We start from the raw sequence: 25,843 nt of genomic DNA, 5'->3' as shown, positions 1-25,843 counted from the left end.
CGCTCGCTGCCCACCGGTCCACCGTCATTCTCGACACACTCAAAGTGTTGCCGAGCTCGACCGCGGAGCATCCACGGACCAACCCTCGGTACGCGTCTGCCCGTGTCTCCCACGGAATCCTTCTCGCCACGACTGCACCCCTTCATCCAGGGGTGTTGCATTGGCCTTCTGAATCCAAGCCGCTTGGATTCAGAAAAACTGCACACTCGACATGTTCATTCGGGCACGCTGGCCCTATGGTGGAACTTGTTTCAGTTGTCCACCGTCTCTTCTCGAGGAGTGCCGAATGCACACACCCCTATGCGACCAGCTCGGCATCGAGTTTCCGATCTTCGCGTTCACCCACTGCCGCGACGTTGTCGTCGCCGTGGCCAAGGCCGGTGGCTTTGGCGTCCTCGGCGCCGTCGGCTTTACGCCCGAAGAGCTCGAAATCGAGCTGAACTGGATTGATGAGCACATCGGCGACCGTCCTTACGGCGTCGACATCGTGATTCCGGGTAAGTACGAGGGCATGGATTCCAACCTGTCCGCCGACGAGCTGACGAAGATGCTGCAGTCGATGGTGCCGCAGGAAACCCTCGAGTTCGCCCGTGGAATCCTCACCGATCACGGTGTCCCTGTGCCCAAGGGGGACGACGATAACGCGTTGCAATTGCTTGGCTGGACCGAGGCCACCGCCACGCCGCAGGTCGAGGTCGCGCTGCAGCATCCGAAGGTCACGCTCATTGCCAATGCCCTCGGCACTCCGCCTGCCGACATGATCGCGCACATCCACGACTCGGGCCGCAAGGTTGCGGCGCTGTGCGGTTCCCCGTACCAGGCCCGTAAGCACGCGGATGCCGGAGTCGACATCATCATCGCCCAGGGTGGAGAGGGCGGCGGACACTGCGGCGAGGTCGGCTCGATCGTTTTGTGGCCGCAGGTCGTCAAAGAGGTTGCGCCCGTTCCGGTCCTGGCCGCAGGTGGTATCGGCAGCGGCGAGCAGATCGCCGCTGCGTTGGCGTTGGGAACGCAGGGCGTATGGTCGGGTTCGCAGTGGCTGATGGTGGAGGAAGCCGAGAACACGGCGGTCCAGCAGGATGCCTACATCAACGCCGGCAGCCGCGATACCGTGCGCAGCCGCTCGTTCACCGGCAAGCCCTGCCGCATGCTGCGCAACGACTGGACCGAAGCGTGGGAGCAGGAGAAGAACCCGAAGCCGCTCGGTATGCCCTTGCAGTACATGGTTTCCGGCATGGCTGTTGCCGCTACACATAAGTACCCGGACGAATCCGTCGACGTCGCGTTCAACCCGGTGGGCCAGGTCGTCGGTCAGTTCACGAAGGTGGAGAAGACCTCCGCGGTCATCGAACGTTGGGTCCAGGAGTACCTCGACGCGACAGGCACCCTCGAGCGGTTGAACGACGCCGCGAACGCGTAGAGCTCCGCTGGTGCGTGGTTCTGGTGGTGGGAACTACCGAAACCACGCACCGGTGGTCAGCCCGTCGGCGTGAGCAGCTCCTCGAGGTTCGTCGCCGAATCTCCGCCGTCGCGACACAACTGCACGGTCGCGGCTCGTCGGCCCGGGTACTCGATGCACGGCATGTTCCTCGCCCCTCGCACCGCAATCGGTGAATCCGCGGGCAGCTTGCAGTACAGATCCGACGGCGTTTCGGGCACATCGAGCTCGGTAGGGGAGCGCCGCTGCTCGGGCGGAAGGAAGCCCTCGATGCACGGCGGGGGATCGTTGTACGAGTTGACGAAGAACGTGTTCTGCGAGGGATTGTCGACGTTCGGCAACCCCGCGGATTGGGTCGACGCCATGATCGACGGGAACAACACCAGCATCTGCTCGAGCGAGGGACGGTACACGGCCGCAACCTGTTCGACAGTGATCAGGTTCGCGAGCAGGAGCGGCATCGTCGGCTCCATCTCCTCGAACATCGCCTGCACCTGCGCAGCGGCGGGAGCGGCGACGTCGAGTAGTGCACGAATGTCCGCGTCGGATTCGCGCAGTTGCCCGGTGGTTCCCGCAAGGGCGCTCGCCCATTGCGTGATCGACTCCGATGCCGTGATGTTCGTTTCGAGCAGGGGACCGGCCTGATCGAGCAGCGCCGCGATGGCGTCGGCGCGCTCAGCACCGTCGGCGCTGACGGCCGCAGCCGCGTCGATCAGGGTCCGCAGAGCCTCATCCGATTCACCTACCGCCGTGTAGGTCTCGTTCAGCAGGGTCGCGAGCCGGTCGTTACCGACGGACTGGAGGGTCTCGTCGAGTTGATCGAGGGCCCCGGCGATCTGTTCGGGAAGAGTGACCCGCTCAGCGGCAACGACAGCACCGTCGCTCAAATACGGCCCTTCCTCGTTCCCGGGCAGGAACTCGAGGTACTGCTCTCCCACCGCCGACATGCTGCGAATCTGCGCCGGTGCATTCATCGGTACAGCGACCTCGGTATCGAGCGAGAGTACGGCTTCGGCACCGGAGGTGGTTAGCTCGACATCGGTCACCCGACCTATCTCGATTCCCCGGTAGGTGACATTCGCCGACGGATACAGACCTGCGGCATCGATCAGTTCGACGCGCACCTCATACCTGCCGACTCCGAGCAGTTGCGGCAGGTGCACGACCCACAACGCCACCGCCAGTACCGCGGCGATTCCGATCGTGAAGAACACGGTCAGCCGGGTACGCAGAGCTGCGGTGGGGCTCATCGGGTCGCCTCCTCGGTGGGCGGAACCAGCAGTGACACGAGGTCGGGAATCGGACGGCCCGCCCCGGTCAGAGCGCCCTCGAACGGAGTCCCGAGCAGGAGCGCGTTCTCGAGTGTCGGGAGCGTGAGATCGAGGATGACCGTGCCGTTCGCGTAGTCACCGCGGACTGCGTTCTTGTACGTGTCGATCGGGAACGGGAACGTCAGCAGGTAGCGCAGCGACTCGGTCAGCGAATCGCCCGTGCCCGCGAGCGCCGCGAGGACGGGCTCGAGGTCTCGGAGATTCGCGATTGCGTTGTCGCCGCTGGCTTCGACGACCTCCGTGGCGACACGGCCGAACTGCCCCAGAGAGTCGACGGCCCGCGTCAGATCTTCACGCTGCTCGTTCAACACCTCGAGAGTCGGGGCGAGCTGATCGGTAGCGGCTGCGAGTCGCTGGTTGTGCTCGGCGACCTCCGCGGCGAGCGCGTCGACGGATTCGATTGCCCCGATGATCTGCTCCTTCTGGTCATCGAGCCCGGCGAGCACAGTGTCGAGCCGGGTGATCAGTGCCCGCGCCGAGTCCTGACGTCCCTCGAGCGCGGTGTTCAGTTCGCGGCTGATCTCCTGCGCCTGCCCGAGACCCCCGCCGCTCAGTACCAGAGACAGGGACGACAGGGTCTGCTCGGTCGTGGGGAACAATCCCGCCCGGTCGAGTGGAATGACGTCTCCGTCCTCGAGTCTGCCCTGCGGCGCTTCGGCTGCCGGCGCGTCCAGTTCGACGTGGGCGGAGCCGAGCAGGCTGGTCTGACCGATCTTCGCGGTCGCGTTCGCGGGTAGTTCGGTACCGGCGTCGAGCATCACCGTCACCACCGCGTGCCCGTCGCCGAGTTGGAGGTCGGAGACCCGCCCGATCGTGACGTCGCCGGTGCGTACGCGCGAATTGCGCTCGAGTGTCGTGACATCGGGCATCTCGATGGTGACCTCGTACGCGCCGTCACCCCGGCCGTGGGTGCCTGGCAGTTCGAGGGAATTCAGTCCGCGCCACTCGCATCCCGCGACCAGCACGGTGCACATCAGAGCAAACGTGATCTTCGACAGTCGTGAGGTCACGGTGCCCCCGGGAGCAGGAGTTCGGCCAAATCGAGCGGAGCGACCACCGGCGCCGGTGGGGAAGTCATCGGCTGGGGCACGAGGTCCGGTTCGGTATACACCACCTGATCGGGCAGCGCCCCGACCCCGCGAGTGGGATTGATGCGCACGGGCGGATACTCCATCGAGAGCAGCGGCAGGATCGGCCCGAGGTACTGCACGCACAGTTCGGAACCCGTGTGCGCATCCACCTGCTCCGCCGCGGCCAACGCCGAGCACACGAACTGGGCGGGATTCGCGAAGTTCGACAGTGCCAACGCAGACACCACGGTGTTGTGGGCAGGCTGGTAGATGCTCTGCAGATTCGACAATGCGGTCGGCGCGACGTGGAGGACCTGCGCGATTCCGTCGCGCTGCGCTGCGAGGGTCTCGGTGAGCGCGGCGGTGCGATCGAGCGTGGTGTCGATGTTCCCACGGTTGTCGCGCACGAAGCGTTCGACGTCGACGAGCACCGTGTCGAGGGTGGCGAGTGCGGCACCCATATCGTCGCGGTTGTCGTCGAGCGTTTGCGTCACGGACGCGAGATGGTGATGAAGAGAGATGATCCGGTCGCTGCTGAGCGACAGTGCCTCCACGAAGACCTGGAGATTTCCGATGGTACCGAACAGGTCCCTACGTCCGTCCGAGATGGTGCGTAGTGCAGCGGACAGTTGCTCGAGAGACTCGCGCATTGCCGGGCCGTGCCCCTCGACGTTGGCGGCGGCGGTGTCGAGGACTTCTCCGAGCGGGCCTTGCGGGTCGTCGACGGTGGGTCCGAGTTCGGACGTCAGTCGGGTGAGCTGTTCGGTGATCTCGTCCCACTCGACAGGCACGGCCGTCCGGTCGAGTGGAACAGCGGCCCCGGGGGACAGTTCGGGTCCGCCTGTATACGCGGGGGTGAGCTGTACGAACCGCGCCGACACCAGTGTCGGGGCGATGATCGCTGCCTGCGCGTCGGCGGGAACGGGCCGATCCGAAGTGAAGGTCACGAGAACGTGGTCGCCGCGGGGCTCGATGTCTGTGACGCGTCCGACCTCGACGCCCATCACCCGCACATCGTCGCCGACGTACAGGCCGCGGCTCGTATCGAACTCGGCGGCGTACTCGACCGACGAACGCCACGGTGCCACCGTGAACGACAGCACCGCAACGATTGCCAGCACGACCAGGGGGATCAGCCAGGTGAGAGCGGGGCGGAGTCGGGTCATCGGCCACCCCCTGCCGGGGCGATGCCCGCTCCTTCGAGTGCGGCGGTGAGTGCGGGTTCGATGATCTGCGCCGGCAGCAGATTCTGGATGTACGAGTTGAAGAACGGGCCTGACGCCACCGCTTCACCGAGTTCGGTCGCGTACGGGCCGAGCCGCTGGATCGCCAGGGCGATGTCGTCGCGGTTGCGGGTCAGGATCTCGAGCACCGCGTTGACCTTTCGCAGTGTCGGAGCCAACTGTGCTTCGTTGTCGACGATGAGGTCCCCGACCTCGACCGCCAGTGCCCGCACGTTCGCGAACAGGGTGTCGAGGGAACTGCGACGACGGTCGAGCTCGGTGAGAATACGGTCCGCGTCGACGATCAGCGAATCGATTGCGGTGCTGCGCTCCGCAAGCACTGCTGTGACTTCCTCGGCATGCCGGAGCAGTTCGCGCAAGGATTCGTCGCGGGAGGCGACCGAATCGGACAGCCGCATGACCCCGTCGAGCGCGGCAGCAACGTCATCGGGGGTGTCACGCAGGGTATCCGACAGCACGTTCATGGATGTGCGCAGCTGCTCGGCATCGAGTTCCGCTGCGGTCTCCGTGAGATCGCCGAGGGCATCGGTGAGCTGATACGGAGCGGTGGTGCGATCGACGTCGATCGTTGTATCCGGATCGAGGATTCCTGGACCGGCGGGGCGCACACGCAGGTGACGTGCGCCGAGCGCGGTGGCCGTGGCGATCTCGACGGTGGTGTCGACGCCGAGAGTCACGTCGTCGGTGACGGTGAATGTGACGGCGACGGCGTCGTGGTCGATTTCGATGTCGGTGACCCGCCCGGCGTCTTTACCGGCCACCTGCACGACGTCGCCGGTATTCAGCCCGCCGGCGTCGACGAACCGCGCGCGGTAGGTGTCGCCTGCGTCGACGAAGGGAAGTGACTGGATATTCAAGGCACACAACACCACTACGATAAGTGCGACGGTGCCGATGACGCCGACACGAACTTGGTTCATTTCGCGGAACTGTGTCATTGCGGCGCGCACCTGCCCGTGGTCTGCCCGAACAGGGGAGAGGTGATGGTGTTGCCGGAGGGATCGCTGACCTTGATGAGCATCCCGCACAGGTAGTAGTTGAAGAAGCCGCCGTAGGCGCCGAGCCGGGTGAGCGAGGCATACGCCTCGGGAAGTTCGGTGGTCAGTTGCTCGATCGTGTCGCTGCGAGAGTCGAGTAGTGTCGCCAGATTTCCTGTTTCACGGATCGTACCGGACAGTGGCGCGCGTGCCTCGGTGAGCAACGCCGCGACTTCTGCGCCGGCTGCGTCGATGTGGGCGACGGAGTCGGCGAGCAGCGTGCTGTCCTGGGCGAGACCGGACGCGAGTTGCTGCGCACGGTGGAGAGCAGCATCGAATGTGTCGCTATGCGCGGCAAGATTTGCCAGCACCGATTCGAGGTTCGCGACGACCTGGCCGACGAGAGCGTCTCGATCGGCGATGCTGGATGTGAGCGACGCCGCGTGCACGAGAATCGATTCCACGGATCCACCCTGGCCTTGCAGCACGGTGATGAGATCGGCGGACAACTGGTTGACCTGGTCGGGTTCGAGCGCCCGGAACAGCGGCTTGAAACTTCCGATCAGTACGTCGAGGTCGAGTGCGGGTTCGGTGCGGTCGGTGCCGATGGCCTCGCCCGGTTCCATCGGGGTGGCGTCGCCCGGGCCGTCGGACAGTTCCAGATACCGGTCGCCGACCAGGTTCAGATAGCGGACGGTGGCGACCGTCGCGCGAGTGGGTGTGTACGAGGACTCGACGTCGAACGCGATCTCGATGCGGTTGCCGTCGGTGTAGTCGACGGACGACACTTTCCCTACCTCGACGCCGGACACGCGCACGAACTGGCCGTCTTCGAGTCCGGACACATCGTCGAATACCGCTCGGAATTCGGTGGTGTCGCCGAATCGGACCTGGCCGAACACGACGAAGAGCCCGCCGAGGATCAGCAGCATCACCGTCGCGTATATGCCCGCTCCGACCGCCGTCCTGGTCATGACGGTGCTCCGGAGAGCAGTTCGAACAGCGAGTCCGGCACGAACACCGGCGACGTGTTGCCCCGCTCGAAGGGATTCGCACCGGTGCGCGCGACGAGGTAGGGGGCCGGTGTCTGTTCGGGTGCGACGATCGGCAGCAATCCGCAGCGAGGTCCACCGGTGGCCTCGACGACCGGCAGGTTCCGCGGGTACTCGTACGGATCCACACCCAGCAGGAACGTGGAATTGAGCATCATGGTCGCTCCGTTGCCTCCGGATGCCGGTTCGGCGAGCCTGCGGGCGCGGTCGGCGCCCTGGAAGAAACAGGGCAGCACCGGGGAATATTCGTCGAGGAGCGATGCGGTGGGACGCAGCAGGTCGAGGATCTCGACGATTTCCCCGGTGTGTGGGCCTACCACGCGCAGCCCCGCGTCGCTCATGCCGGAGGTGGCGAGGAGAACCCGGTCGAGGTCGTCGGCGCGGTCGACGATCGTGCCGCCGGTGACGGCGACGTCGTCGAGGGAATCCACCAGATCGTCTGTGGCACCGGTGTATATGTCGGCGGAGGACTCGGCGGCGGCGAGGTCGCGGTCGATGACGTCGAGCCGCGGTTCGATCTGCGACAGGATGACGTCGGCATCGTCGATCGCGGCACCGAGGGCGTCGCCGCGTCCGCGAAGCGCGGAGGACACCGCACCGAGAGTGCTGTTGAGCTTCGCAGGGTCGACGGCCTTCAGCACACCCGACAACGACTCGAACACGGTGTTCGTCTCCACTGTGACACTCGAGGCGAGCAGTACTGCGCCGTCGGACAGTCCCGTCGGCCCCGGTACCGGTGGGTCGGTGAGAGTGACGTACTTGGCACCGAACACGGTGGTGGCACGAATGTCGGCTCCGACCCCGGCCGGGATGCGTTCGGCATCGTCGGGGTCCAGACTGAGTTCGATGACTGCTCCGGAGGGGGTGTGCGCGACGGAGGCGACCGTGCCGACCTGTACTCCGTGTGCCTTGACCATCGATCCACGTTCGAGCATCAAGCCGGCTCTGTCGGTTTCGACGGTGACGCTGATTCCGGGTGTGAACGAGCCTCGGAAGCTGTGGTAGACGAGAAGCAGGACGACGGCGATCACCACGACCAGTGCGGCCGCGACGACTTTCGGGACCCAGGTAGGGGCCTGACCGGCGCGCATCGGATCACCCCGCCAGGTGCAGCTGCCGGCTGCTGCCGTAGAGGGCCAGGGAGATCAGCAGGGTGACGGTGACCACGCCGATCAGTGACATCCGCACTGCCCGTCCCGTTGCGACGCCGACACCGGATGGGCCGCCGGTGGCGGTGTACCCGTAGTAGCTGTGCACGGTCATGACGACGACGGCCATCGTGATGGCCTGGAGGAATGACCACAGCACGTCGGCGGGCCGCAGGAATGTCGCGAAATAGTGGTCGTAGACGCCCGGTGACTGGCCCAGCATCACAACCGTCGCGATGCGGCTCGACAGGAACGACGCGAGGACCGACAGTGCGTAGAGAGGGACGACCGCGATGAGGCCCGCGAGAATGCGCGTGCCGACAAGATACGGAATCGAGCGGATCGCCATGACCTCCAGAGCGTCGATCTCCTCACTGATCCGCATCGCACCGAGCTGCGCAGTGGTGCCGGCGCCGATTGTCGCGGCCAATCCCACGCCGGCGACCACCGGCGCGACCACACGAACATTGACGTATGCCGACAGGAACCCGGTGAGTGCTTCGACACCGATGTTGCCGAGCGATGTGAAACCTTGGACTGCGACGGTGGCGCCTGCGAACAGAGTCAGGAACCCCATGATTGCGACACTTCCCCCGACCATCGCGAGGACCCCTGTGCCGAGACCGATCTCGGAGACGACGCGCAGGGTCTCGCGTGGGTAGTGGCGTGCGGCGCGGCCGGTCGATACGAGTGCGCCGACGAAGAACATGACCTGGCGGCCGAGGGCGTCGATCCCCCGAGACACGGATCGGGCCGCGCGTTTTCCCGAGAGCACCCCGCGGCTCGTGCTGAGCCCGACGAGGCTCATCGGCCCATCACCGCGATCCCGACGGCGGTGAGCAGCATATTGGCGAGGAACAGTGCGACGAACGCGAACACGACGGTCTCGTTGACGGCCTCGCCGACACTTTTTGCTCCGCCGGTCACGGACAGGCCGCGATAGCACGCGATGAGACCGGCAAGGAGACCGAATACGGCGGCCTTGACCTCGGACAGCAGGAGCTCCCCAGGACCCACGAGCAGAGTGACGCCTGCGACGTAGGCGCCGGGATCGACGTTCTGCAGCATGACCGAGAAGAAGAATCCGCCGGTCAGCCCGATCGCGCACACCGCGCCGTTGAGCGTGACCGCAACCGCGATCGACGCGAGCGCTCTGGGGAGCACGAGCCGTGTCGCGGGGTCGATGCCGAGTACTTCGAGTGCGGCGATCTCGTCGCGGATGGTGCGGGATCCGAGATCAGCGGCAATGGCCGTGGCGCCCGCTCCGGCGACCACGAGGACGGTGACGAGAGGCCCGATCTGGGTGATCGCGCCGAGACCCGCGCCGGCCCCGCTGAGGTCGCCGGCCCCGATCTCGAGAAGTAGTGAGTTGAGGGTGAACACCACGAGTACGGTGAACGGGATCGACATCAGCACGGTGGGGACCAGGGAAACCCTGGCGATGAACCAGAATTGGGTGAGGAACTCGCGCCACTGGAACGGCTCGCGGAACAGTCCGGTGAACGCGTCGAGCGACAGCGAGTAGAAGCCGCCGAGCGCGGATGCAACATTTCGAGACACTGTGGTTCGGGAATTCGAAACCATCGGTGTATTCGCCTCCCCCCACGGATCAGGCTCCCGAACTACGGGTTCCGCCAGACCATACCGCAGGGTATGTGAGGCGACAAGGGTGTCCGCGCGCGTTTGAACGGCCGTACCGATGGGGATGCGGGTTCAATTTCGGACCCCAACGACAGGCCGTCGCGATTAGTGTTGGACCCGACAACACCGGACTCGGATCTGTCGAGGGCGGCGATGAGTGACGACGAGCAGAACCACGGCACACCATCTGCTTCGGATGGTTCGGATCCGAATCCGGACGGCAAGGCAGACTCCGAGCGAGCTGAGTACTTCAGCGGCGAGAAGGGGCGTACGGTTCCCAAGGCTGCGTGGTGGGTACTTGCAGTGGCACTGGTGGTCCTGCTGGCATTCTTCCTGGTCAGGCCCGCGTGGTTCACTCGTGACGCGGACGACCACAGTTTGCAGGTGCCGGCAGATCGCCACTTCGTCAAGACTCTCGCCGGATCGGGTCATGCCGACGGCGTGTGGCTGACCGACGATTCGCCCTCGACCAGTTATCTGGTGACACTGCCCGCCGACTCGGGGCGCAGCCGGACGCGTCTCCAGCTCGCGGGCACCTCCCAGATACCTGATAACAGCACTGTGTTCCTGTCGGTGTCGATGGACGGCCAGCAGGTGTTCAACAACAAACTCGCCGCCGGTGACACAGAGATCGAGACCTACATCGACGTACCCGAACAGATCGCGGCCGACGGCCGGGTTCGTGTCCAGATCCGTGCCGATGGTACCCGGCACGACGAGACCTGTACTCCGGATCATTCCGCCGGTCTGCAGATTCACCTCGATCCCGACTCGACGGTCGAGGCTGCGCTCGACGAGCCGATTCGCACTGTGCGTGACGCGGTGGTGTCCTGGGATCGCAACGTGACGATTGTCCTGGCCGATCAGGGCACTCAATGGCGTACCGCTGCCGCGCAAATGGGTATCGCGCTCACCCGAGCAGGCCACGAGGTCACCTTCGCGTCGGACGTGCCCGAATCGGATGAACGCAGCACCATCCTGATCGGACCCGACAGCACCCTGCGTGAGGATGGGTGGTCAGGCCCGGACGGCTCGGCCGAAGGCATTGCCGTCGGCCGGCTCTCCGACTCACCCGTACTGGGTGTGACAACGCCGGACGGCGCGGCGATCTCGCGCTATCTCACGAGTCCCGCTATCACCACCGCCGACGGTGCGGCTGCAGATCCTGCCGCGATATCGACTCCGCCTCTCGGTGGAGACCAGGTGGCCCTCGAAGCCCTGGGCGCCGACCCGGCTGTCGGGCAGATCACCGAGACCCGTCGTTGGAGGATCGGCTACTCGCTCGCCGATCTCCCGGAAGGCCGTTTACCACAGTCGGTTTCTGCCAATTTTCAGCTCCCGGATTCGCCCGACGATCTGAGATGGATTCTCAACGTCGACCTCAACGGAACTCTGGTCGCCAGTCAAAGCCTCAACGACACCGCGGGAAGGGTGATGATTCCGCTGCCGCCGGCCAGCGAACTGCTCGAGAACACGTTGACGCTGTCGGTCGAACGCGACCGCGATCTCGGTGGCTGCGACGTGCGCGTGACGAGTTACCCCATACAGTTACAGGCCGACTCCGCGCTCGGCCTGGGGGCCGACCCCGGCGCCGGCTTCACCGCAGTATCTCGGATACTGGCTCCCGGATTCGCCGTCTACCTTCCCGGTAACTCCGGCGAGAATGTCGTCGAACAGCTCAACGCGATCATCCCCACGCTCACCGAGTTCATTCCCGCCGGGGAGAATCCCGACTTCCGGTGGAACGAAGAACCGGCAGCCGGTCAACCGTTCATTCTCGTCGGGACGGCGCCCGACGTCAGTCCTCTCGTCAGCCTTACCAACGGTCGGATCGTCGCCGGCCCGGACAACGCTGCACTCGATATTCCGGCGTTCGACAACGGGCTCCTCGTCGAGGCGGTGACCGGCGCCGGTGGGGCAGGCGGCGTGATGATCCAGCCCCGAGGCTCCATCGGACACACAGAACTGCCCGACTTCGGGCGCGAGACGGCGCAGGTGATCACTCCGCAGGGCAGCTTCACGATCAACGGTGACGGCACAGTGAGCACCGAAGTACCACCGCGGCAGGATCTCCCACGATGACCAATGTGTCGCAAGACCGACCGCCGGCAGGGGACAGTGACCACACGGCAATAGTGGATCATTTTCGATCGGTCGACAGCGCACCGGCCGACTATGCGGTGGACAGACCTGCCAGCGGCACCAACGGATTTCTCGTGACACTCGTCGGACTGTCGATTCTTGTCATGTGCCTGCGGACCTTCCTGATCCACTCCGAACTCGTCTACATTCCTCGCGATCTGGTGTTGTTCTCGGAAGGGAGAGGCAACGTCGAATTCCCCTTGCGCATGTTCATTGCTCTGTTCTTTCTCACCTACGCCCTGTTCGCGTATTCCAATGGCTGGCGTCGACTCTTCATCGCGGTGAGCCTGCTCGGGAAGTTCGCTATCTTCTGCCTGGTCGTCGACATCCTCAGCGGCCTCTTGCAGCATGCAGGCATCGTCTCGATCTCGATGTTCGCCGGGCAGATGATCTCCGGGCTCGCGGCGCTGGCCATCTTCCCGCACACATTGCTCCGACAGGCGCAGTTGCCCCAGCAGGGCCCACTACCAGGTACCGCGGCCCGGATCCCCCTCTCTTCGTTCTTCAAACTCGCGTGCTGTCTGATCATCGCAATGGTCGGCGCAGCACTGGCAATCCACGTCTTCTACCCCGTGGTCGATGTCCTGAAGAGCTGGGCGATCCTGGGTGGCATCGGGGCCGGGGTGTTCCTGATGCAACAGATCCTCGCCTCCACCACGGCAGTATTGGGGTTCCGCACACTCAGGAAGTCCCACGAACTGCATTTCGCCCCACCGGCAGCCATTCTGGTGCCGGCCCACAACGAAGCACACAGCATCGGCGCCACCATCGCCTCGGTCGATGAGGGAGCAGCAACCTACCCCGGGCGAATCCACTTGTACGTGGTCAACAATGCTTCGAGCGACACCACCCGTGAGATCGCCGAGGAGGCCCTGCGGGACTGCAGCCACATCACCGGCGAGGTGCTGGACTGTCCCACCCCGGGCAAGGCAATCGCCTTGAACATGGGCATCGACCGTATCCGTGAGGAATTCATCGTCCGCATCGACGCCGATACGGTGATCGGGCCCGGTTGCCTGGAACACGCGATGCGTCACTTCGCCGAGCCCGACGTCGGTTGTGTCGGCGGGATCCCGATGCCCGCGGAAGAAAAGACCTGGATGGACAAGTGCCGCCTCATCGAGGTCTACATGCGACACGGCTTCTTCCAGGTCTCCCTCGACGGATACGACGGGGTGATGGGAATCCCGGGAATGTTCGCCGTGTACCGGCGTAGCCAGCTTCTCGAAGTCGGCGGCATGGTCCAAGGCATGAACGGCGAAGACACCGACATCTGTATGCGCCTCACCGCGGCCGGATACCGTAGCGTCGCCGACCCGAATGCGGTGTACTACAGCGAAACCCCCGCCTCGTACGCGCATCTTCTCGAACAGCGAACCCGTTGGTTCCGCAGCATCTATCACCTCACCGCCCGGAACCGAGCCATGTTGTTCGATCGGCAGACCATGGTCGGGACCTTCGTTCTCCCTTTCAACCTCGTCAATGCCGCCCGCCGCGCGATGCTGGCACCGCTGATCCTCTACGCCGTGGTGGCCGGAGTGGCCTTCCAATCCACCTTCACCTCGATGCGATGGCAACCCGTCGTCGCAACCCTGCTCGGAATGTCGATGATCATGACCGTCGTCGTCTGTCTCATCTGGCGGCCCGGTTCGGTCAAGTACGTCCCGATGTATTTGGTTTTCCGGGTGCTGCGCAGCTACTTCACGCTCGGCTCGACCCTGAGCCTGATCTATCCGCCCATGCATCCCAGGATGCCACGGAGGGTGCGATTACGCCGGGGCGCGTCCGCTGCTCTGCCTTGATATCAGGGGGAGCCGAGATCAGGTGTGCGCCGGGTGTGGTTCCATGGACCGGGTCAGCTCGGGTGTCAACAAACGAAACTCGCTCTCGTGGCGCTCGCGGACCCAGACCGGATCCGTGCAATTCCACCGCTCGGCGGCGAGCGAGCGTGTGAGTATCTTGAACGTTGCGGTACGGGGGAGACTTCGCGCCACCCTGATGAAAGTCGGGAGTTGCTTGGGTCCGAGATCGGCCTGAGCATCGAGGAATTCGGAGAAGGCGGTCGGGTCGAACTCGGCGTCCGCGGCGGGAACGACCGCGGCCATGACCCGGTCGCCCACGTATCGATCGGGTACGCCGTAGACCGTCACCTGCGCGAAGCCCGGATAACGCACCAGCGCGCGTTCGATGGGAGCTGCGCCGAGATTCTCCCCATCGACGCGCAACCATCCGGAACTGCGGCCCGCGAAGTACACGAAGCCGTCGGCATCCTGATATGCGAGGTCGCCGCTGTGGTACTTGCCGTCGCGGATTCGTTCGGCATCTGCCTGCGGGTTCTTGTAGTAGCCGGAGAACGCACCGGCGCCTTCGTTGTTGACGAGCTCTCCGGTGGCCTCGTCGGCGTTGACGATGCGGCCGTCCGCGTCGAACTCCGCCGCCGGGCATTCCAGCGCGGTCTCGGGATCGAGGATCACGACATTGCCGGGAAGCCGGCCCAGCGCTCCGGGCGGTGCACCGGGTGTCGCGGCGATCGACACACCGCCTTCGGTGGACCCGAAGCCGTCCACCACGACCGCATCGAAGCGGCGGGAGAACTCGGCGACCGCGGGGGCGCTGCCCTCGTTGCCATACATGATCCGCAGCGGATTGTCCGCGTCGTCGGGGAGCTCGGGTGTCGCCACGATGTACGACAACGGTTTACCCACGTAGTTCGCGTATGTCACCGAGTACTTGCGCAGGTCGGTAAGGAATCCCGACGCCGAGAACCGGCGACGCAGCGCGATCGAGCTCTCGGCGGCCAAGGCGACACCCCACCCGGCCATCACCGCGTTCGAATGGAACATCGGCATCGAGAGATAGACGGTGTCGGCCGGACCCAGCCCGAACCTCTCGGCCAGCATGCTCCCAGGTCCGGTGACCTTCGCGTGAGTACACCGCACGGCCTTCGGATCGCCGCTGGTACCGGAGGTGAAGATCAGCATGAAGAGGTCGTCCGGTTCGGTGGCGTCGACGATCTGTTCGGAGCCGGCGTACGGGGAGATCGTCGCGCGCCACTCGTCGGAATCGATATCGATCACACGTACACCGGCAAGGTCGAGCCCGTCCAGAAGTCCGATGTGCGTGGTCTCGGTGAACACCACCTGACAATCAGCGAGCAGGATGTCGCGGGCGAGGGCCTCTCCTCGCCGGGTGGTGTTCAGGCCCGCCACCACGGATCCCGAGAAAGCGGCAGCGCCGAGCAGGAGCGAGAACTCCGGCACGTTGTCGAGAAGCACGCCGACGTGCGGCGGACGCGACGAATCGAGAATGTCGCGCAGCAGTGCTGCCCGATCGTGGGAGAGTGCGACGTGCTCGCTCCACGAGACGAAGGCATCCTCGAACCGCATGCCGCGGTCGTCGACCTCGGTCAGTCGGCCGAGTAGAGCGGCAACGGTGTCGATCATCGTGACAGCCTCCGAACGTCAGGCAGGAGTGCCGGCGAGTTCCCGGCCGAGTGCACGCAACTGCGTCGTGGCGGATCCCAGCAGGAATTCGTGATGCTTCGCAACGAGGAAGTACCGATGAACGGGATGGTCCTGGTCGAGACCGACCCCACCGTGGACGTGCACGACGGTGTGTGCCACCCGATGCCCTGCATCAGCCGCCCAGAACGCGGCGGTGCGCAGGTCTTCCTCGTGGGGGTCGCCCTGGGCGATGCGGAAGGCCGCCTGCCACGACGTCAGGCGAACACCTCTGACGTCGATGTACGCGTCGGCGAGGCGTTGCGCGACGGCCTGGAAACTGCCGATGGGTCGATCGAACTGGACTCGCTCACGTGCGTAGTCGGCGGTGAGTTCGAGGCTTCGGTCCAGGGCTCCGCACTGGTAGGCGGCCGACCCGAGGAGCAGCCGGTCGCGCAGCAAGGCGGCGACGGCCGCGCCGTCGGAACCGAGAATGCGATCCGGTCCGAGCACGACTCCGTCCAGCGTGACGATGCCGGTGGAACCGAGACCGGTGGTCTGCTGCGGAGTGACGCTCACGCCGGGATCGTCCGCGCGGACCAGGAACACTGCGACGCCGTTCTCCGTCGCGGCGGGCACGAGGAAGCCGTCGGCGGCGGGCCCGGACTCGACGACGATCTTGGTGCCGTTCAGCACCTGGTCGGACCCGGACGCTGTGGCCGAGGTGGTGGGGTGCAGTGGGTCGTCGTTGACCTCTTCCGCCAGCGCTGCAGTCAGGATCTTCTCGCCGGACCCGGCGGGTTCACCCCATTCCGCACGCTGTGCCTCTGTCCCGAATTCCGCTATCGCGGAAGCGGATACGACGATCGAGGTGAGATAGGGGACTGTCGCGGCGCCGCGTCCTAGTTCGATGAGGATGCTGGCCTGTTCGAGCGGGCCGAAGCCGTCGCCGCCGACCGAATCAGGCAGTGCCGCGCCGAGCACGCCCGACGACGCAAGTGCATCCCACAGGACGTGGTCGGTGCGGTCGTCTGCGGCATCGAGGCTGCGCTGATGCTCGTTGGTGACGATGTCGGTGACGATGCTGCGCGTGAGTTCCGAGAGGTCCTGCTGCGCTTCGGTGAGAGTGAAATCCACGACGGATGTCCTTTCTAGCGCTTCGAAGGCGGCAGGCCGAGTGCGGTCATCGCGATGATGTCGCGTTGCACTTCGTTGGTGCCGCCGCCGAAGGTGAGAATGAGCGAACTGCGATGCATCCGTTCGATGCGTCCGCGCAGTAGTGCGCCGGGCGAATTCTGCCGCACCGTCGCGGCGGGGCCGAGGATCTCCATGAGCAGTCGGTAGGCCTCGGTGGCGAATTCCGTCCCGAAGACCTTGTTGGCCGAGGCCGGCGCGGGTCCGAGTGGTCCGGTACCGGAGGCGATGTCCCAGTTCATGAGTTGGAGGTACTCGGCCTTGGCGTACACGCGGGCCAGGTTGATCTGGACCCATTCCTGGTCGATGACGCGCCGTCCGTCGGGAAGTTGCGTCTGCTGGGCCCAGGTCCGGACTTCGCGCAGTGCGCTGAGGATGGGACCGGCGGAGGTCAGCGCGACCCGTTCGTGATTGAGCTGATTGGTGATCAGGGCCCAGCCGCCGTTCTCCTCGCCGACCAGTGCAGAGGCCGGAACCCGGACGTCCTGGTAGTAGGTGGCGCTCGTGTCCGGGCCGGCCATGGTGTGCACGGGCGTGTAGGAGAAGCCCTCGGCGTCGGTGGGGACGATGAGGATGCTGATTCCCCTGTGCTTCTTGGCATCAGGATCGGTGCGGACGGCGAGCCACACGTAATCGGCGTAGGCGATCAGGCTCGTCCACATCTTCTGGCCGTTGATCACCCACTCGTCGCCGTCGCGGACGGCGCTGGTGCGCAGCGACGCGAGGTCGGTGCCTGCCTCCGGTTCGGAGTATCCGATGGAGAAGTGGAGTTCACCGGCAGAGATGCGCGGGAGGAAGTATGCCTTCTGCTCGTCGGTGCCGTAGTGCATGATCGTCGGCGCGACCGAATCGATCGTCAGGAATGGAACGGGCGCGCCGGCGATGGCAGCCTCGTCGCTGAAGATGAGCTGATCCATCGCGGGACGGTTCTGGCCGCCGAACTCTTCCGGCCAGCCGAGGGTGAGCCACCCGTCCTTGCCCATCTGCTGGACGACCTCGCGGTACACGTTGCCCGAACCGTACTCGCCGGTCGTGGCGGCGAGCGCCCCGCGTCGTTCTTCCGTCATCAGGGCGGCGAAGTACTCGCGCAGTTCCTCGCGTAGCCGTTGCTGCTCGGGGGTGTAGTTGATGTCCACGAACGCTCCTTCGTCGTCATAGGATCCGACGAATCATTGCACAGAATTGTAACGCGTTCTAGTGTGAGTTCGAACGACTCGTACGGCGAGGGAATGAGGTCCGGAAATGGATGTCGAGGTCGACTTCGACCGCTGTGAGGCCAATGGTGTGTGCGTGGGGATCGCACCCGAGGTCTTCGATCTGAACGACGACGATGAACTGATCGTCGTGCACCCCACTCCCGCAGGGAGTGAGGATCTCGTTCGCGACGCGATCGCGCAGTGCCCGCGTGCGGCGCTGTCCGAGGTTCGGTAGCGGCGAGCCGGCGGAGGGTTCGCCGGGTCTTGTCATAAACAGCAACAAGTTCTAGATTCCGGGGCGGCTTCGGATCCCCGGGGTGGACCACGGGTGAGGGCATCTCGGATGCCCGCCCGACTTGGCAAGGGAGTGCGTGAATGAGTGCTGTCGGCAACGGTCGCGACGAGGATGTGTCGCTCGAAGGCAAAGTTGCGGTGGTGACCGGTGCCGGTGCGGGGCTCGGACGCGCCGAGGCACTCGGTCTCGCCCGTGCGGGCGCGAGGGTGATCGTCAATGATCTCGCTCCCGGTGACGCGGTGGACGACACCCTCGCGCAGATCCGGGCGCTGGGTGTCGACGCGGAGTTCGTGCCCGGCAGCGTCGCCGAACGGGAGACCGCCGATGCCATGGTCGCCACCGCTGTGGATCGATTCGGCGGGCTCGACATCGTGGTGAACAACGCCGGTGTCGTCCGCGACCGGATGCTTCCGAACATGTCCGACGAGGAATGGGACACCGTCGTGTCGGTGCACCTGCGCGGTCACTTCCTCCTCTGCCGCAACGCTGCCGCCTTCTGGCGCGGCAAGTCGAAGGAGGTCGGCGGTCCCGTGTACGCGCGGATCGTGAACACCTCATCCGAAGCCGGGCTCCTCGGTCCCGAGGGGCAGGCCAACTACGGTGCTGCGAAGGCGGGGATCACATCGCTCACCGTATCGGCGGCGCGTGGCCTGTCGCGCTACGGCGTCCGCGCCAATGCGATCTGCCCGCGGGCTCGGACCGCGATGACCGAAGCGGTGTTCGGCGACGCACCCGACGGGGAGATCGACCCTCTTTCTCCTGACCACGTCGCATCGTTGGTGTCCTACCTGGCCTCACCTGCGGCGGAGAAGGTCAACGGCCAGGTCTTCATCGTCTACGGCCCGATGGTTGCGCTGATGGCAGCGCCGACCGTCGAACAGCGCTTCGATGCCGTCGGGCAGTGGACCCCGGCCGCGCTCGCGTCCGAGCTCGGCGGGTACTTCTCCGACCGGGACCCGGCCAGGACGTTCTCGGCATCAGCGGCTCTCGACCTGTGATTCACCTCTAAGCTTCGTAGCAAGGGTCGATCCGGACGCTCGTCCGGATCGGGTTTTACTGCAACCGGCGGTGTCGGTTACTGTGCAATCCGGGTGTCGGCGCCGCCGGGCTCCGGTATCGGGAGCATCGAATTCATCGACGCCTGGATAAAATGAGAATCTGTTCTAGTTTCCCCTCCGGGGCCGGGAGTTATCGCTGTCGTGACCGAATTGTGTGCGCCGTCGGTGACGGTGCCGCGGCGGTCCGGTTTATCCCTCGAAGTGCCAGCGTAAACGGCCTTACGAAGGGTTGGGATTCTTCGGCTCGATCACGTTCTTCTCGTAAGTCGAACTGGTAATTCAACCGTGGAAGCGGTGCATCTTTGACACGTGAACACGTTCTAGTTAATATGACGCGGGTCACAGCATCGCTGCTGTTGTGGCGTGGTGCAGGCCAATCAGTGAACGAAGGGGGAGTGCGGTGGTAGACCTCTTCGAAGTCCCCCTTCGCGCCGTCGGCGGATTGTTCGCCATGACGGGCGAAACCGCGCGCGCCGCCTTCGTCCGCCCATTCCAGCGACGCGAATTCATCGACCAGGCATGGTTCGTCGCCAGGGTCTCCCTGATGCCGACCATCCTCGTCGCGGTTCCCTTCACCGTGCTCGTCAGCTTCACGTTGAACATCCTGCTGAGGGAGATCGGCGCCGCCGACCTCAGCGGCGCAGGAGCGGCACTGGGTGCTGTCACTCAGGTCGGTCCCATGGTCACCGTGCTCATTGTCGCCGGTGCCGGAGCGACCGCAATCTGCGCAGACCTGGCCGCGCGGACCATCCGCGAGGAGATCGACGCGATGAAGGTGCTCGGTATCAATCCGATCCAGCGCCTCGTCGTACCGCGGGTCCTCGCGTCCACCGTCGTCGCATTGCTGCTCAACGGACTCGTCTGCACCATCGGCATCCTCGGCGGTTTCGGGTTCTCGGTCTTCTTCCAGGGCGTGAACCCGGGCGCCTTCATCAACGGCATCACGCTGCTCACCGGATTCGGAGAACTCATGATCTCCCAGGTCAAGGCCGGCCTGTTCGGCATGATCGCCGGACTCGTTGCCTCATACCTCGGTCTCAACGTGCGGGGCGGCGCGAAGAGCGTCGGCGACGCCGTCAACCAGACGGTGGTGTTCGCCTTCATGGCGCTCTTCGTCGTCAACCTCCTCGTCACCGCCGTCGGCATCAAGCTGACCGGCGGATGAGGGGGGACACACGATGGCACTGATGACAGGGCGGTTCCCCAGAGCCGCGCGACGACTCGGCAAGACGTCGAAATCGATAGACAAACTCGGCGAGCAAGCACTGTTCTTCGCCCGCGCCCTCGGCTCCATGCCACGCGCGGTGATGCACTACCCGAAGGAAACCGTGCGGTTGATCGCGGAGATCAGCATGGGCACAGGCGCGCTCGCGGTGATCGGCGGCACCGTGGTGATCGTCGGCTTCCTGACCCTGTTCACCGGCGGCATCATCGCCGTGCAGGGATTCAGTTCGCTCGGCAACATCGGGGTCGAGGCGCTCACGGGCTTCTTCGCCGCGTTCATCAACGTGCGCATCGCGGCGCCGACCATCGCCGGTATCGGGCTGGCGGCGACGATCGGTGCGGGCTCCACCGCGCAGCTCGGCGCGATGCGCGTGTCCGAAGAGATCGACGCCCTCGAGACCATGGCGATCCCGTCCATCCCGTACCTCGTCTCGACCCGCGTGATGGCCGGGATGATCTCGATCATCCCGTTGTACTCGCTCGCGGTCATCGCGTCGTTCATCGCCAGCAGGTTCGCGACCGTCGTCCTCTACGGACAGTCGGCCGGTGTGTACGACCACTACTTCTCGACATTCCTCATACCCACCGACATCCTGTGGTCGTTCGTGCAGGCCATCGTGATGGCGGTCGCGGTGATGCTCATCCACACCTACTACGGATTCAACGCGAGTGGAGGCCCCGTCGGCGTCGGCGTCGCGGTCGGTAACGCGGTGCGGGCCTCGTTGATCGCTGTCGTGACGGTGACCCTCTTGATTTCCCTTGCGGTGTACGGCACCTCCGGCAACTTCAACCTGTCGGGATAGGGCGCGCATGGATACCCCTTCGTGGAAGAAGAAACTTGCTGCCGTCGGATTGGTCGGCGGACTGGTGGCGATCATCGCTGTGGCGCTGACACTGTTCGTCGGTGGATTCACGTCGACCACACCGATCACCGTCACCTCGGCCCGATCCGGTCTGGTGATGGACACCGACGCCAAGGTGAAATTGCGCGGCGTCGAGGTGGGCCGGGTCGCGTCGATCGAGCACAGCCCCGACGGCGCCGTCCTCGAACTCGCGATGCAGCCGGGGCAGATGGACCTCATCCCGTCGAACGCGCAGGTCGCGATCGAATCGACCACGGTCTTCGGCGCGAAGTTCGTGAACATCATCGTCCCCGACGATCCGTCGTCCATTCCGTTGCACGAGGGCGCGGTGATCGCGGCAGAGAGCGTCACCGTCGAATTCAACACGGTCTTCGAACACCTCTCCGATGTGCTGGCGCAGATCCAGCCGGAGAAACTCAATGCGACTCTCGGAGCACTGTCCGAAGCGCTCAACGGGCGCGGTGACGAACTGGGCGCCACTCTGGTCGAGGCGGATGACTACCTCGCCGAGATGAACCCGTCGCTGCCGCAGCTGGAATACGATCTCGAGGTCGGAGCGACCGTCGCGCAGCTGTATGCCGATGTCGCGCCGGATCTCATGACTACGATCGGGAATGCGACGGATGTGGGCAACACCATCGTCGACGAGCAGGAACAACTCGACCTGCTGCTGATGAATCTCACCGGGCTGGCCAACACCGGTCGGGACGTGCTGGGGCAGAACGAAGCTCAGCTCACCACGGCGCTCGATCATCTGACCGACACGACCACATTGCTCAGTGAGTACTCGCCCGAACTCACGTGCTTGATCGTCGGTCTCAACGATGCTCGCGTCGCATTCGAACCGATGGCGGGCACCGGGAAGTACCCGGCCCTCATGCTCAGCACCAGCTTCATGGGCGGAGCGACCCCCTACAACCACGAGGAGGACCTTCCGGTGGTCGGTGCGTCGGGCGGCCCCAACTGTCACGGTCTGCCGAATTTCGATCCGGTACGCGACGGTAATGCTTCGTTCGTGGTGACCGACACCGCGACCGTTCCGTACAAGCCGGCGACCGAGGCGTGGATCCGGTACCCGACGATCTTCGGTTTCCTGTTCGGCGACTACCTTCCGGCGGGGCAGTGACCATGAGAGACTCCACGATCAAGTTCTCGATCTTCGCGCTCGTCATGGTGCTCGTCTTCGCGGGGCTCGCAGTGGTGTTCAGTCAGGCGCGTTTCACCGGAACCGAGGACTATCACGCCACATTCACCGACGCATCGGGGCTCGAAAAGGGCGACAAGGTGCGAATCGCAGGAGTCCAGGTCGGATCGGTCACGGGCATCGACATCGGAGACGGCAACCACGCTGAAGTCGATTTCGACGTCGACTCCCATCACACACTGTTCGCGAGTACCCGCGCGACCGTGCGCTACGAGAATCTGGTCGGCGACCGCTACCTCGAACTCCTCGAAGGGCCGGGCAGCATCGATATTCTCGGCGCAGGTGGCACCATCCCCGTCGAACAGACCGAGCCCGCTCTCGACCTCGACCTTCTGCTCGGAGGGTTCAAGCCTCTGCTCAAGGGCCTCGATTCGAAGCAGATCAACGATCTCTCGGGTGCGTTGTTGCAGGTCTTCCAGGGGCAGGGCGACACATTGGTGTCGTTGCTCGGCTCCACGAACTCGTTCACCAACTCGATTGCCGACCGCGATCAGTTGATCGGGGACGTCATCGACAATCTCAACGGTGTCCTCGGGACCATCGACGACCACGATCGCGAGTTCACCGAGACGATCGATCAGCTACATGCCCTCGTCGGTGGGCTCGCCGAGGACCGAGACCCGATCGGCGCCGCCATCCCGCAGATCGCCGCCGGCACGGCGGATCTCGCCTCGCTGCTGCAGAACACGCGGCCCGATCTGCAGTCGGTGATCGCCGAAACCAACCGCACCATGACACAACTGGACCTCGGAGAGGACGACATCAACGCCACCCTCGAACGGTTGCCGTCGGACTACAAGAAGCTCATCCGAGTCGGTGCGTACGGAAACTTCTTCCAATTCTTCCTGTGTGCCAACACCTTCAAGGTGTCGGGTCCGGACGGAACGACCATCCGATTCACGTCCGCCGCACAGACGACCGGAAGGTGCGCGATCCTCGAATGAGTGGAATCCGAGAACCCGACACCCTCCGGATCGGCGCTGTGGGACTTGCGGTGTCCGTCGCGATCGTCGTGGCAGGCCTGCAATACGACCAACTGCAGTTTCTTTCCGGTGGACTGACCTACTCGGCGCGGTTCGCAGACGCCGGCGGTCTCATACCCGGTGACGACGTCACCCTCTCCGGAGTCGACGTCGGATCCGTCACCGACGTCGCCCTCGACGGTGATGCCGTGCTGGTGACCTTCTCCATCCGCGACGGGATCGGCCTCGGCGACGCCACCGGTGCAGACATCAAGACCAACACCGTGCTCGGTGCAAAGTCCCTCGCCGTCCGCCCTGGTGGGCAGGGGGTGATGCGGCCGGGGTCGGTGATCGCCCTCGACCGCACCAACTCGCCGTATTCGCTGACCGACGCTCTCGGCGACCTCACGACCACCACGTCCGAACTCGACACCGAACAGATCAACGAATCGCTCGAAGCGCTGTCGGATTCGCTGCAGGACACACCGCCCGAGATCCGCGGTGCCCTCGACGGCATGACCCGCCTGTCGCAGTCGATCAACGCGCGCGACGAATCGCTGTCGCAACTCCTCGAACGCGCCGAGGGCGTCACCGGCATCCTGGCCGAGCGCAGCGACCAGGTCAACGAACTGATCGTCGACGCGAACTCGCTCTTCGGTGAGCTGAGCCTCCGACGCGACGCCATCACCCAACTCATCGCGAACATCTCGGCGGTGTCGCGGGAGCTGACCGGCCTCGTCCAGGACAACCAGGCGCAGATGGGCCCGACACTCGAGGTACTCAACAGGGTCACTGAGAACCTGCAGGCCAACAAGGAGAACATCGCCGGTGCACTCGACGGGCTCGGACCCTACATCAGTGCCCTCGGCGAATCCGTCGCGAGCGGACCGTTCTTCAATGCCTACGTGTCGAACATCCTCCCGGCGCCGTGGTGGAAGGCCATTGTGGACAGTCAATTGGCACCCGACCTTCTTCCGCAGGATCTGCAGGACATAATTCCGAAGGACCCGCCGTCGATCACGAGGGATGGCGAATGAACGCCCACACCACATCTACCGAAAGCGCGGCCCGAGGCCGCCCGACCTGGCTGCTGCCTGCGATCGCCGGCGTTGTGATCATCGCGCTTGTCGCCGTCGGGCTCGCGGTGTTCTCCGGCCTGGGAAAACGTACGATCCATGCCGAATTCCTCTCCACGAGTGGCCTGTACGAGGGCGACGACGTGCGGGTCCTGGGTGTGTCCGTCGGGAAGATCACCGACATCGACCCAGGCGACGAGGTCGTGCGCGTGACCATGCAGGTCGACAATTCTGTCGATGTGCCTGCAGACGCCAAGGCCGTGATCATCGCCCAGAGCCTCGTGTCGGCGCGGTTCGTTCAGCTCACGCCGGTCTACTCCGGCGGAGAGGAGATTGCCGATGACGCGACGATACCCGTGGAGCACACCGCATCTCCCGTCGAATGGGATGAGATCAAGGCCGAGTTGATGCGCCTGTCGGAAGCACTCGGGCCTGAAGAACTCGATCCGCAGGGTTCCCTCGGGCGGTTCATCGACACCGCCGCGGAGAATCTCGACGGCAACGGCGCGACCATCAACAGCACACTTCGGGAACTCTCCGACACCATGAACACGCTGTCGGAAGGGCGGACCGATCTGTTCGGCACCGTCCGCAACCTGCAGACCTTCGTGTCGGTGCTTTCGCAGAGCAACGAGCAGATCGTGCAGTTCGGTGGCCGCTTGGCATCCGTGTCGAATGTTCTCGCCGAAAGCTCCGATCAACTGGGTGTCTCGCTCACCGACCTCAATGTGGCGGTCGGAGATGTACAGCGGTTCGTACAGGACAACCGTGCGGGCCTCACCGAATCGGTGCAGCGGTTGGCCGACGCGACCGAGGTGCTCGCCCGTAAGCGTCCCGAGATCGAACGGGTGCTGCATTCCGGCCCGACCGCGCTGTCGAACTTCTACAACATCTACAAGCCCGCCCAGGGCTCGCTCACAGGTGCCCTCGCGATCAACAACGCTGCCAACCCGATCGAGTGGATGTGTGGATCCGTGGGTGCCGCTGCGAATGCGACATCCGAGCGCAGTGAGGAACTGTGCCGACAGCAACTCGGTCCGGTCCTGTCGTCGATCCAGGCCAATTACCTTCCGGTGCTCTCCAATCCACTGGCCGGTGTCCAGGCGTTCCCCGACCAGATCGAGTACTCCGAGCCGTGGCTCGCAGAGACGTCGGCCGGGCGCGGAACCGCTCCGGAGCAGCCCGCGATGCCGGCATCGCCGCTGGACGGGCTGATCCAGGGGATGCCCGGCATCAGCGTTCCGGGCGACCTGGGGTCTTTGCTGCAGCCGGGAGGCGGACGATGAGA

General features: G+C 64.8%; 22 protein-coding genes. 11 read left to right on the top strand and 11 right to left on the bottom strand.

Annotated features, from left to right (window positions below; all coding sequences use genetic code 11):
* Positions 1–286 precede the first annotated feature (286 nt).
* Entirely contained in the window at positions 287–1,420 is a 1,134-nt protein-coding gene (locus EV641_RS27490; protein WP_132476462.1) for a nitronate monooxygenase family protein, read from the top strand.
* A gap of 56 nt (positions 1,421–1,476) precedes the next feature.
* On the opposite strand, the gene EV641_RS27485 is transcribed toward EV641_RS27490, so the two are convergent.
* From EV641_RS27485 to EV641_RS27450, 8 genes are read right to left on the bottom strand one after another with little or no spacing between them, the layout of a single operon-like run.
* Positions 1,477–2,688 (bottom strand): MlaD family protein, encoded by a 1,212-nt coding sequence (locus EV641_RS27485; RefSeq protein WP_132476459.1) that lies wholly within the window; start codon positions 2,686–2,688, stop codon positions 1,477–1,479.
* Positions 2,685–3,779: an MCE family protein gene (locus tag EV641_RS27480; protein ID WP_241997505.1), complete on the bottom strand. Its 1,095-nt coding sequence runs from the start codon at positions 3,777–3,779 to the stop codon at positions 2,685–2,687. Before EV641_RS27480 ends, EV641_RS27485 begins: the two co-directional genes overlap by 4 nt.
* The gene (locus tag EV641_RS27475) at positions 3,776–5,005 is read right to left on the bottom strand and encodes an MCE family protein (protein ID WP_132476456.1); all 1,230 of its coding nucleotides are present in this window, start codon (positions 5,003–5,005) and stop codon (positions 3,776–3,778) included. Before EV641_RS27475 ends, EV641_RS27480 begins: the two co-directional genes overlap by 4 nt.
* A complete protein-coding gene (locus EV641_RS27470; protein WP_241997504.1) occupies positions 5,002–6,003 on the bottom strand; it encodes an MCE family protein in 1,002 nt (333 codons plus the stop codon). The genes EV641_RS27475 and EV641_RS27470 overlap by 4 nt, the downstream gene beginning before the upstream one ends.
* A gap of 14 nt (positions 6,004–6,017) precedes the next feature.
* On the bottom strand, positions 6,018–7,034 hold the full coding sequence (locus EV641_RS27465; RefSeq protein ID WP_132476450.1) for an MlaD family protein: 1,017 nt from the start codon (positions 7,032–7,034) through the stop codon (positions 6,018–6,020).
* Positions 7,031–8,203, bottom strand: coding sequence for an MCE family protein (locus tag EV641_RS27460; protein WP_132476447.1), 1,173 nt, complete (start codon positions 8,201–8,203; stop codon positions 7,031–7,033). Before EV641_RS27460 ends, EV641_RS27465 begins: the two co-directional genes overlap by 4 nt.
* Before the next feature lie 4 nt (positions 8,204–8,207).
* Positions 8,208–9,068, bottom strand: a complete 861-nt coding sequence (locus EV641_RS27455; RefSeq protein WP_132476444.1) for an ABC transporter permease — start codon at positions 9,066–9,068, stop codon at positions 8,208–8,210.
* Positions 9,065–9,844, bottom strand: a complete 780-nt coding sequence (locus EV641_RS27450) for an ABC transporter permease (protein WP_132476441.1) — start codon at positions 9,842–9,844, stop codon at positions 9,065–9,067. The genes EV641_RS27455 and EV641_RS27450 overlap by 4 nt, the downstream gene beginning before the upstream one ends.
* 210 nt (positions 9,845–10,054) lie before the next feature.
* On the opposite strand from EV641_RS27450, the gene EV641_RS27445 reads away from it, so the two are divergent.
* Both EV641_RS27445 and EV641_RS27440 read left to right on the top strand, forming a co-directional pair.
* Entirely contained in the window at positions 10,055–11,983 is a 1,929-nt protein-coding gene (locus EV641_RS27445) for a hypothetical protein (protein ID WP_132476438.1), read from the top strand.
* Positions 11,980–13,845, top strand: coding sequence for a glycosyltransferase family 2 protein (locus EV641_RS27440; RefSeq protein WP_132476435.1), 1,866 nt, complete (start codon positions 11,980–11,982; stop codon positions 13,843–13,845). The genes EV641_RS27445 and EV641_RS27440 overlap by 4 nt, the downstream gene beginning before the upstream one ends.
* A gap of 18 nt (positions 13,846–13,863) precedes the next feature.
* On the opposite strand, the gene EV641_RS27435 is transcribed toward EV641_RS27440, so the two are convergent.
* Genes EV641_RS27435 through EV641_RS27425 form a run of 3 tightly spaced genes read right to left on the bottom strand, consistent with a single transcriptional unit; the run spans position 13,864 to position 17,813 of the window.
* The gene (locus tag EV641_RS27435; RefSeq protein ID WP_132476432.1) at positions 13,864–15,486 is read right to left on the bottom strand and encodes a long-chain-fatty-acid--CoA ligase; all 1,623 of its coding nucleotides are present in this window, start codon (positions 15,484–15,486) and stop codon (positions 13,864–13,866) included.
* An 18-nt stretch (positions 15,487–15,504) separates the two neighbouring features.
* On the bottom strand, positions 15,505–16,620 hold the full coding sequence (locus EV641_RS27430; protein WP_132476429.1) for an acyl-CoA dehydrogenase family protein: 1,116 nt from the start codon (positions 16,618–16,620) through the stop codon (positions 15,505–15,507).
* 14 nt (positions 16,621–16,634) lie between these two features.
* Positions 16,635–17,813, bottom strand: a complete 1,179-nt coding sequence (locus EV641_RS27425) for an acyl-CoA dehydrogenase family protein (protein ID WP_132476426.1) — start codon at positions 17,811–17,813, stop codon at positions 16,635–16,637.
* A gap of 106 nt (positions 17,814–17,919) precedes the next feature.
* Here EV641_RS27425 and EV641_RS27420 point away from each other — a divergent pair, with 106 nt between their 5' ends.
* The 8 genes from EV641_RS27420 to EV641_RS27385 all read left to right on the top strand — a co-directional run bounded on the left by EV641_RS27420 (position 17,920) and on the right by EV641_RS27385 (position 25,841).
* A complete protein-coding gene (locus EV641_RS27420; protein WP_054714149.1) occupies positions 17,920–18,108 on the top strand; it encodes a ferredoxin in 189 nt (62 codons plus the stop codon).
* 140 nt (positions 18,109–18,248) lie between these two features.
* Entirely contained in the window at positions 18,249–19,166 is a 918-nt protein-coding gene (locus EV641_RS27415) for a 3-oxoacyl-ACP reductase (RefSeq protein ID WP_132476423.1), read from the top strand.
* Between the two features lie 460 nt (positions 19,167–19,626).
* Entirely contained in the window at positions 19,627–20,391 is a 765-nt protein-coding gene (locus EV641_RS27410; protein WP_132476421.1) for an ABC transporter permease, read from the top strand.
* A gap of 13 nt (positions 20,392–20,404) precedes the next feature.
* Entirely contained in the window at positions 20,405–21,253 is an 849-nt protein-coding gene (locus EV641_RS27405; RefSeq protein WP_132476418.1) for an ABC transporter permease, read from the top strand.
* Between the two features lie 7 nt (positions 21,254–21,260).
* The gene (locus EV641_RS27400) at positions 21,261–22,439 is read left to right on the top strand and encodes an MCE family protein (protein WP_132476415.1); all 1,179 of its coding nucleotides are present in this window, start codon (positions 21,261–21,263) and stop codon (positions 22,437–22,439) included.
* Positions 22,440–22,441: 2 nt separating this feature from the next.
* Positions 22,442–23,461 (top strand): MCE family protein, encoded by a 1,020-nt coding sequence (locus EV641_RS27395; RefSeq protein ID WP_054714143.1) that lies wholly within the window; start codon positions 22,442–22,444, stop codon positions 23,459–23,461.
* A complete protein-coding gene (locus EV641_RS27390; protein WP_132476412.1) occupies positions 23,458–24,516 on the top strand; it encodes an MCE family protein in 1,059 nt (352 codons plus the stop codon). Before EV641_RS27395 ends, EV641_RS27390 begins: the two co-directional genes overlap by 4 nt.
* On the top strand, positions 24,513–25,841 hold the full coding sequence (locus tag EV641_RS27385) for an MCE family protein (protein WP_132476409.1): 1,329 nt from the start codon (positions 24,513–24,515) through the stop codon (positions 25,839–25,841). Before EV641_RS27390 ends, EV641_RS27385 begins: the two co-directional genes overlap by 4 nt.
* The last annotated feature ends 2 nt before the right edge of the window (positions 25,842–25,843 follow it).

This window comes from Rhodococcus sp. SMB37, assembly GCF_004345605.1.
In the GTDB taxonomy this organism is placed as follows: domain Bacteria; phylum Actinomycetota; class Actinomycetes; order Mycobacteriales; family Mycobacteriaceae; genus Rhodococcus.
This window is presented reverse-complemented; position numbering and strand designations above follow the sequence as displayed.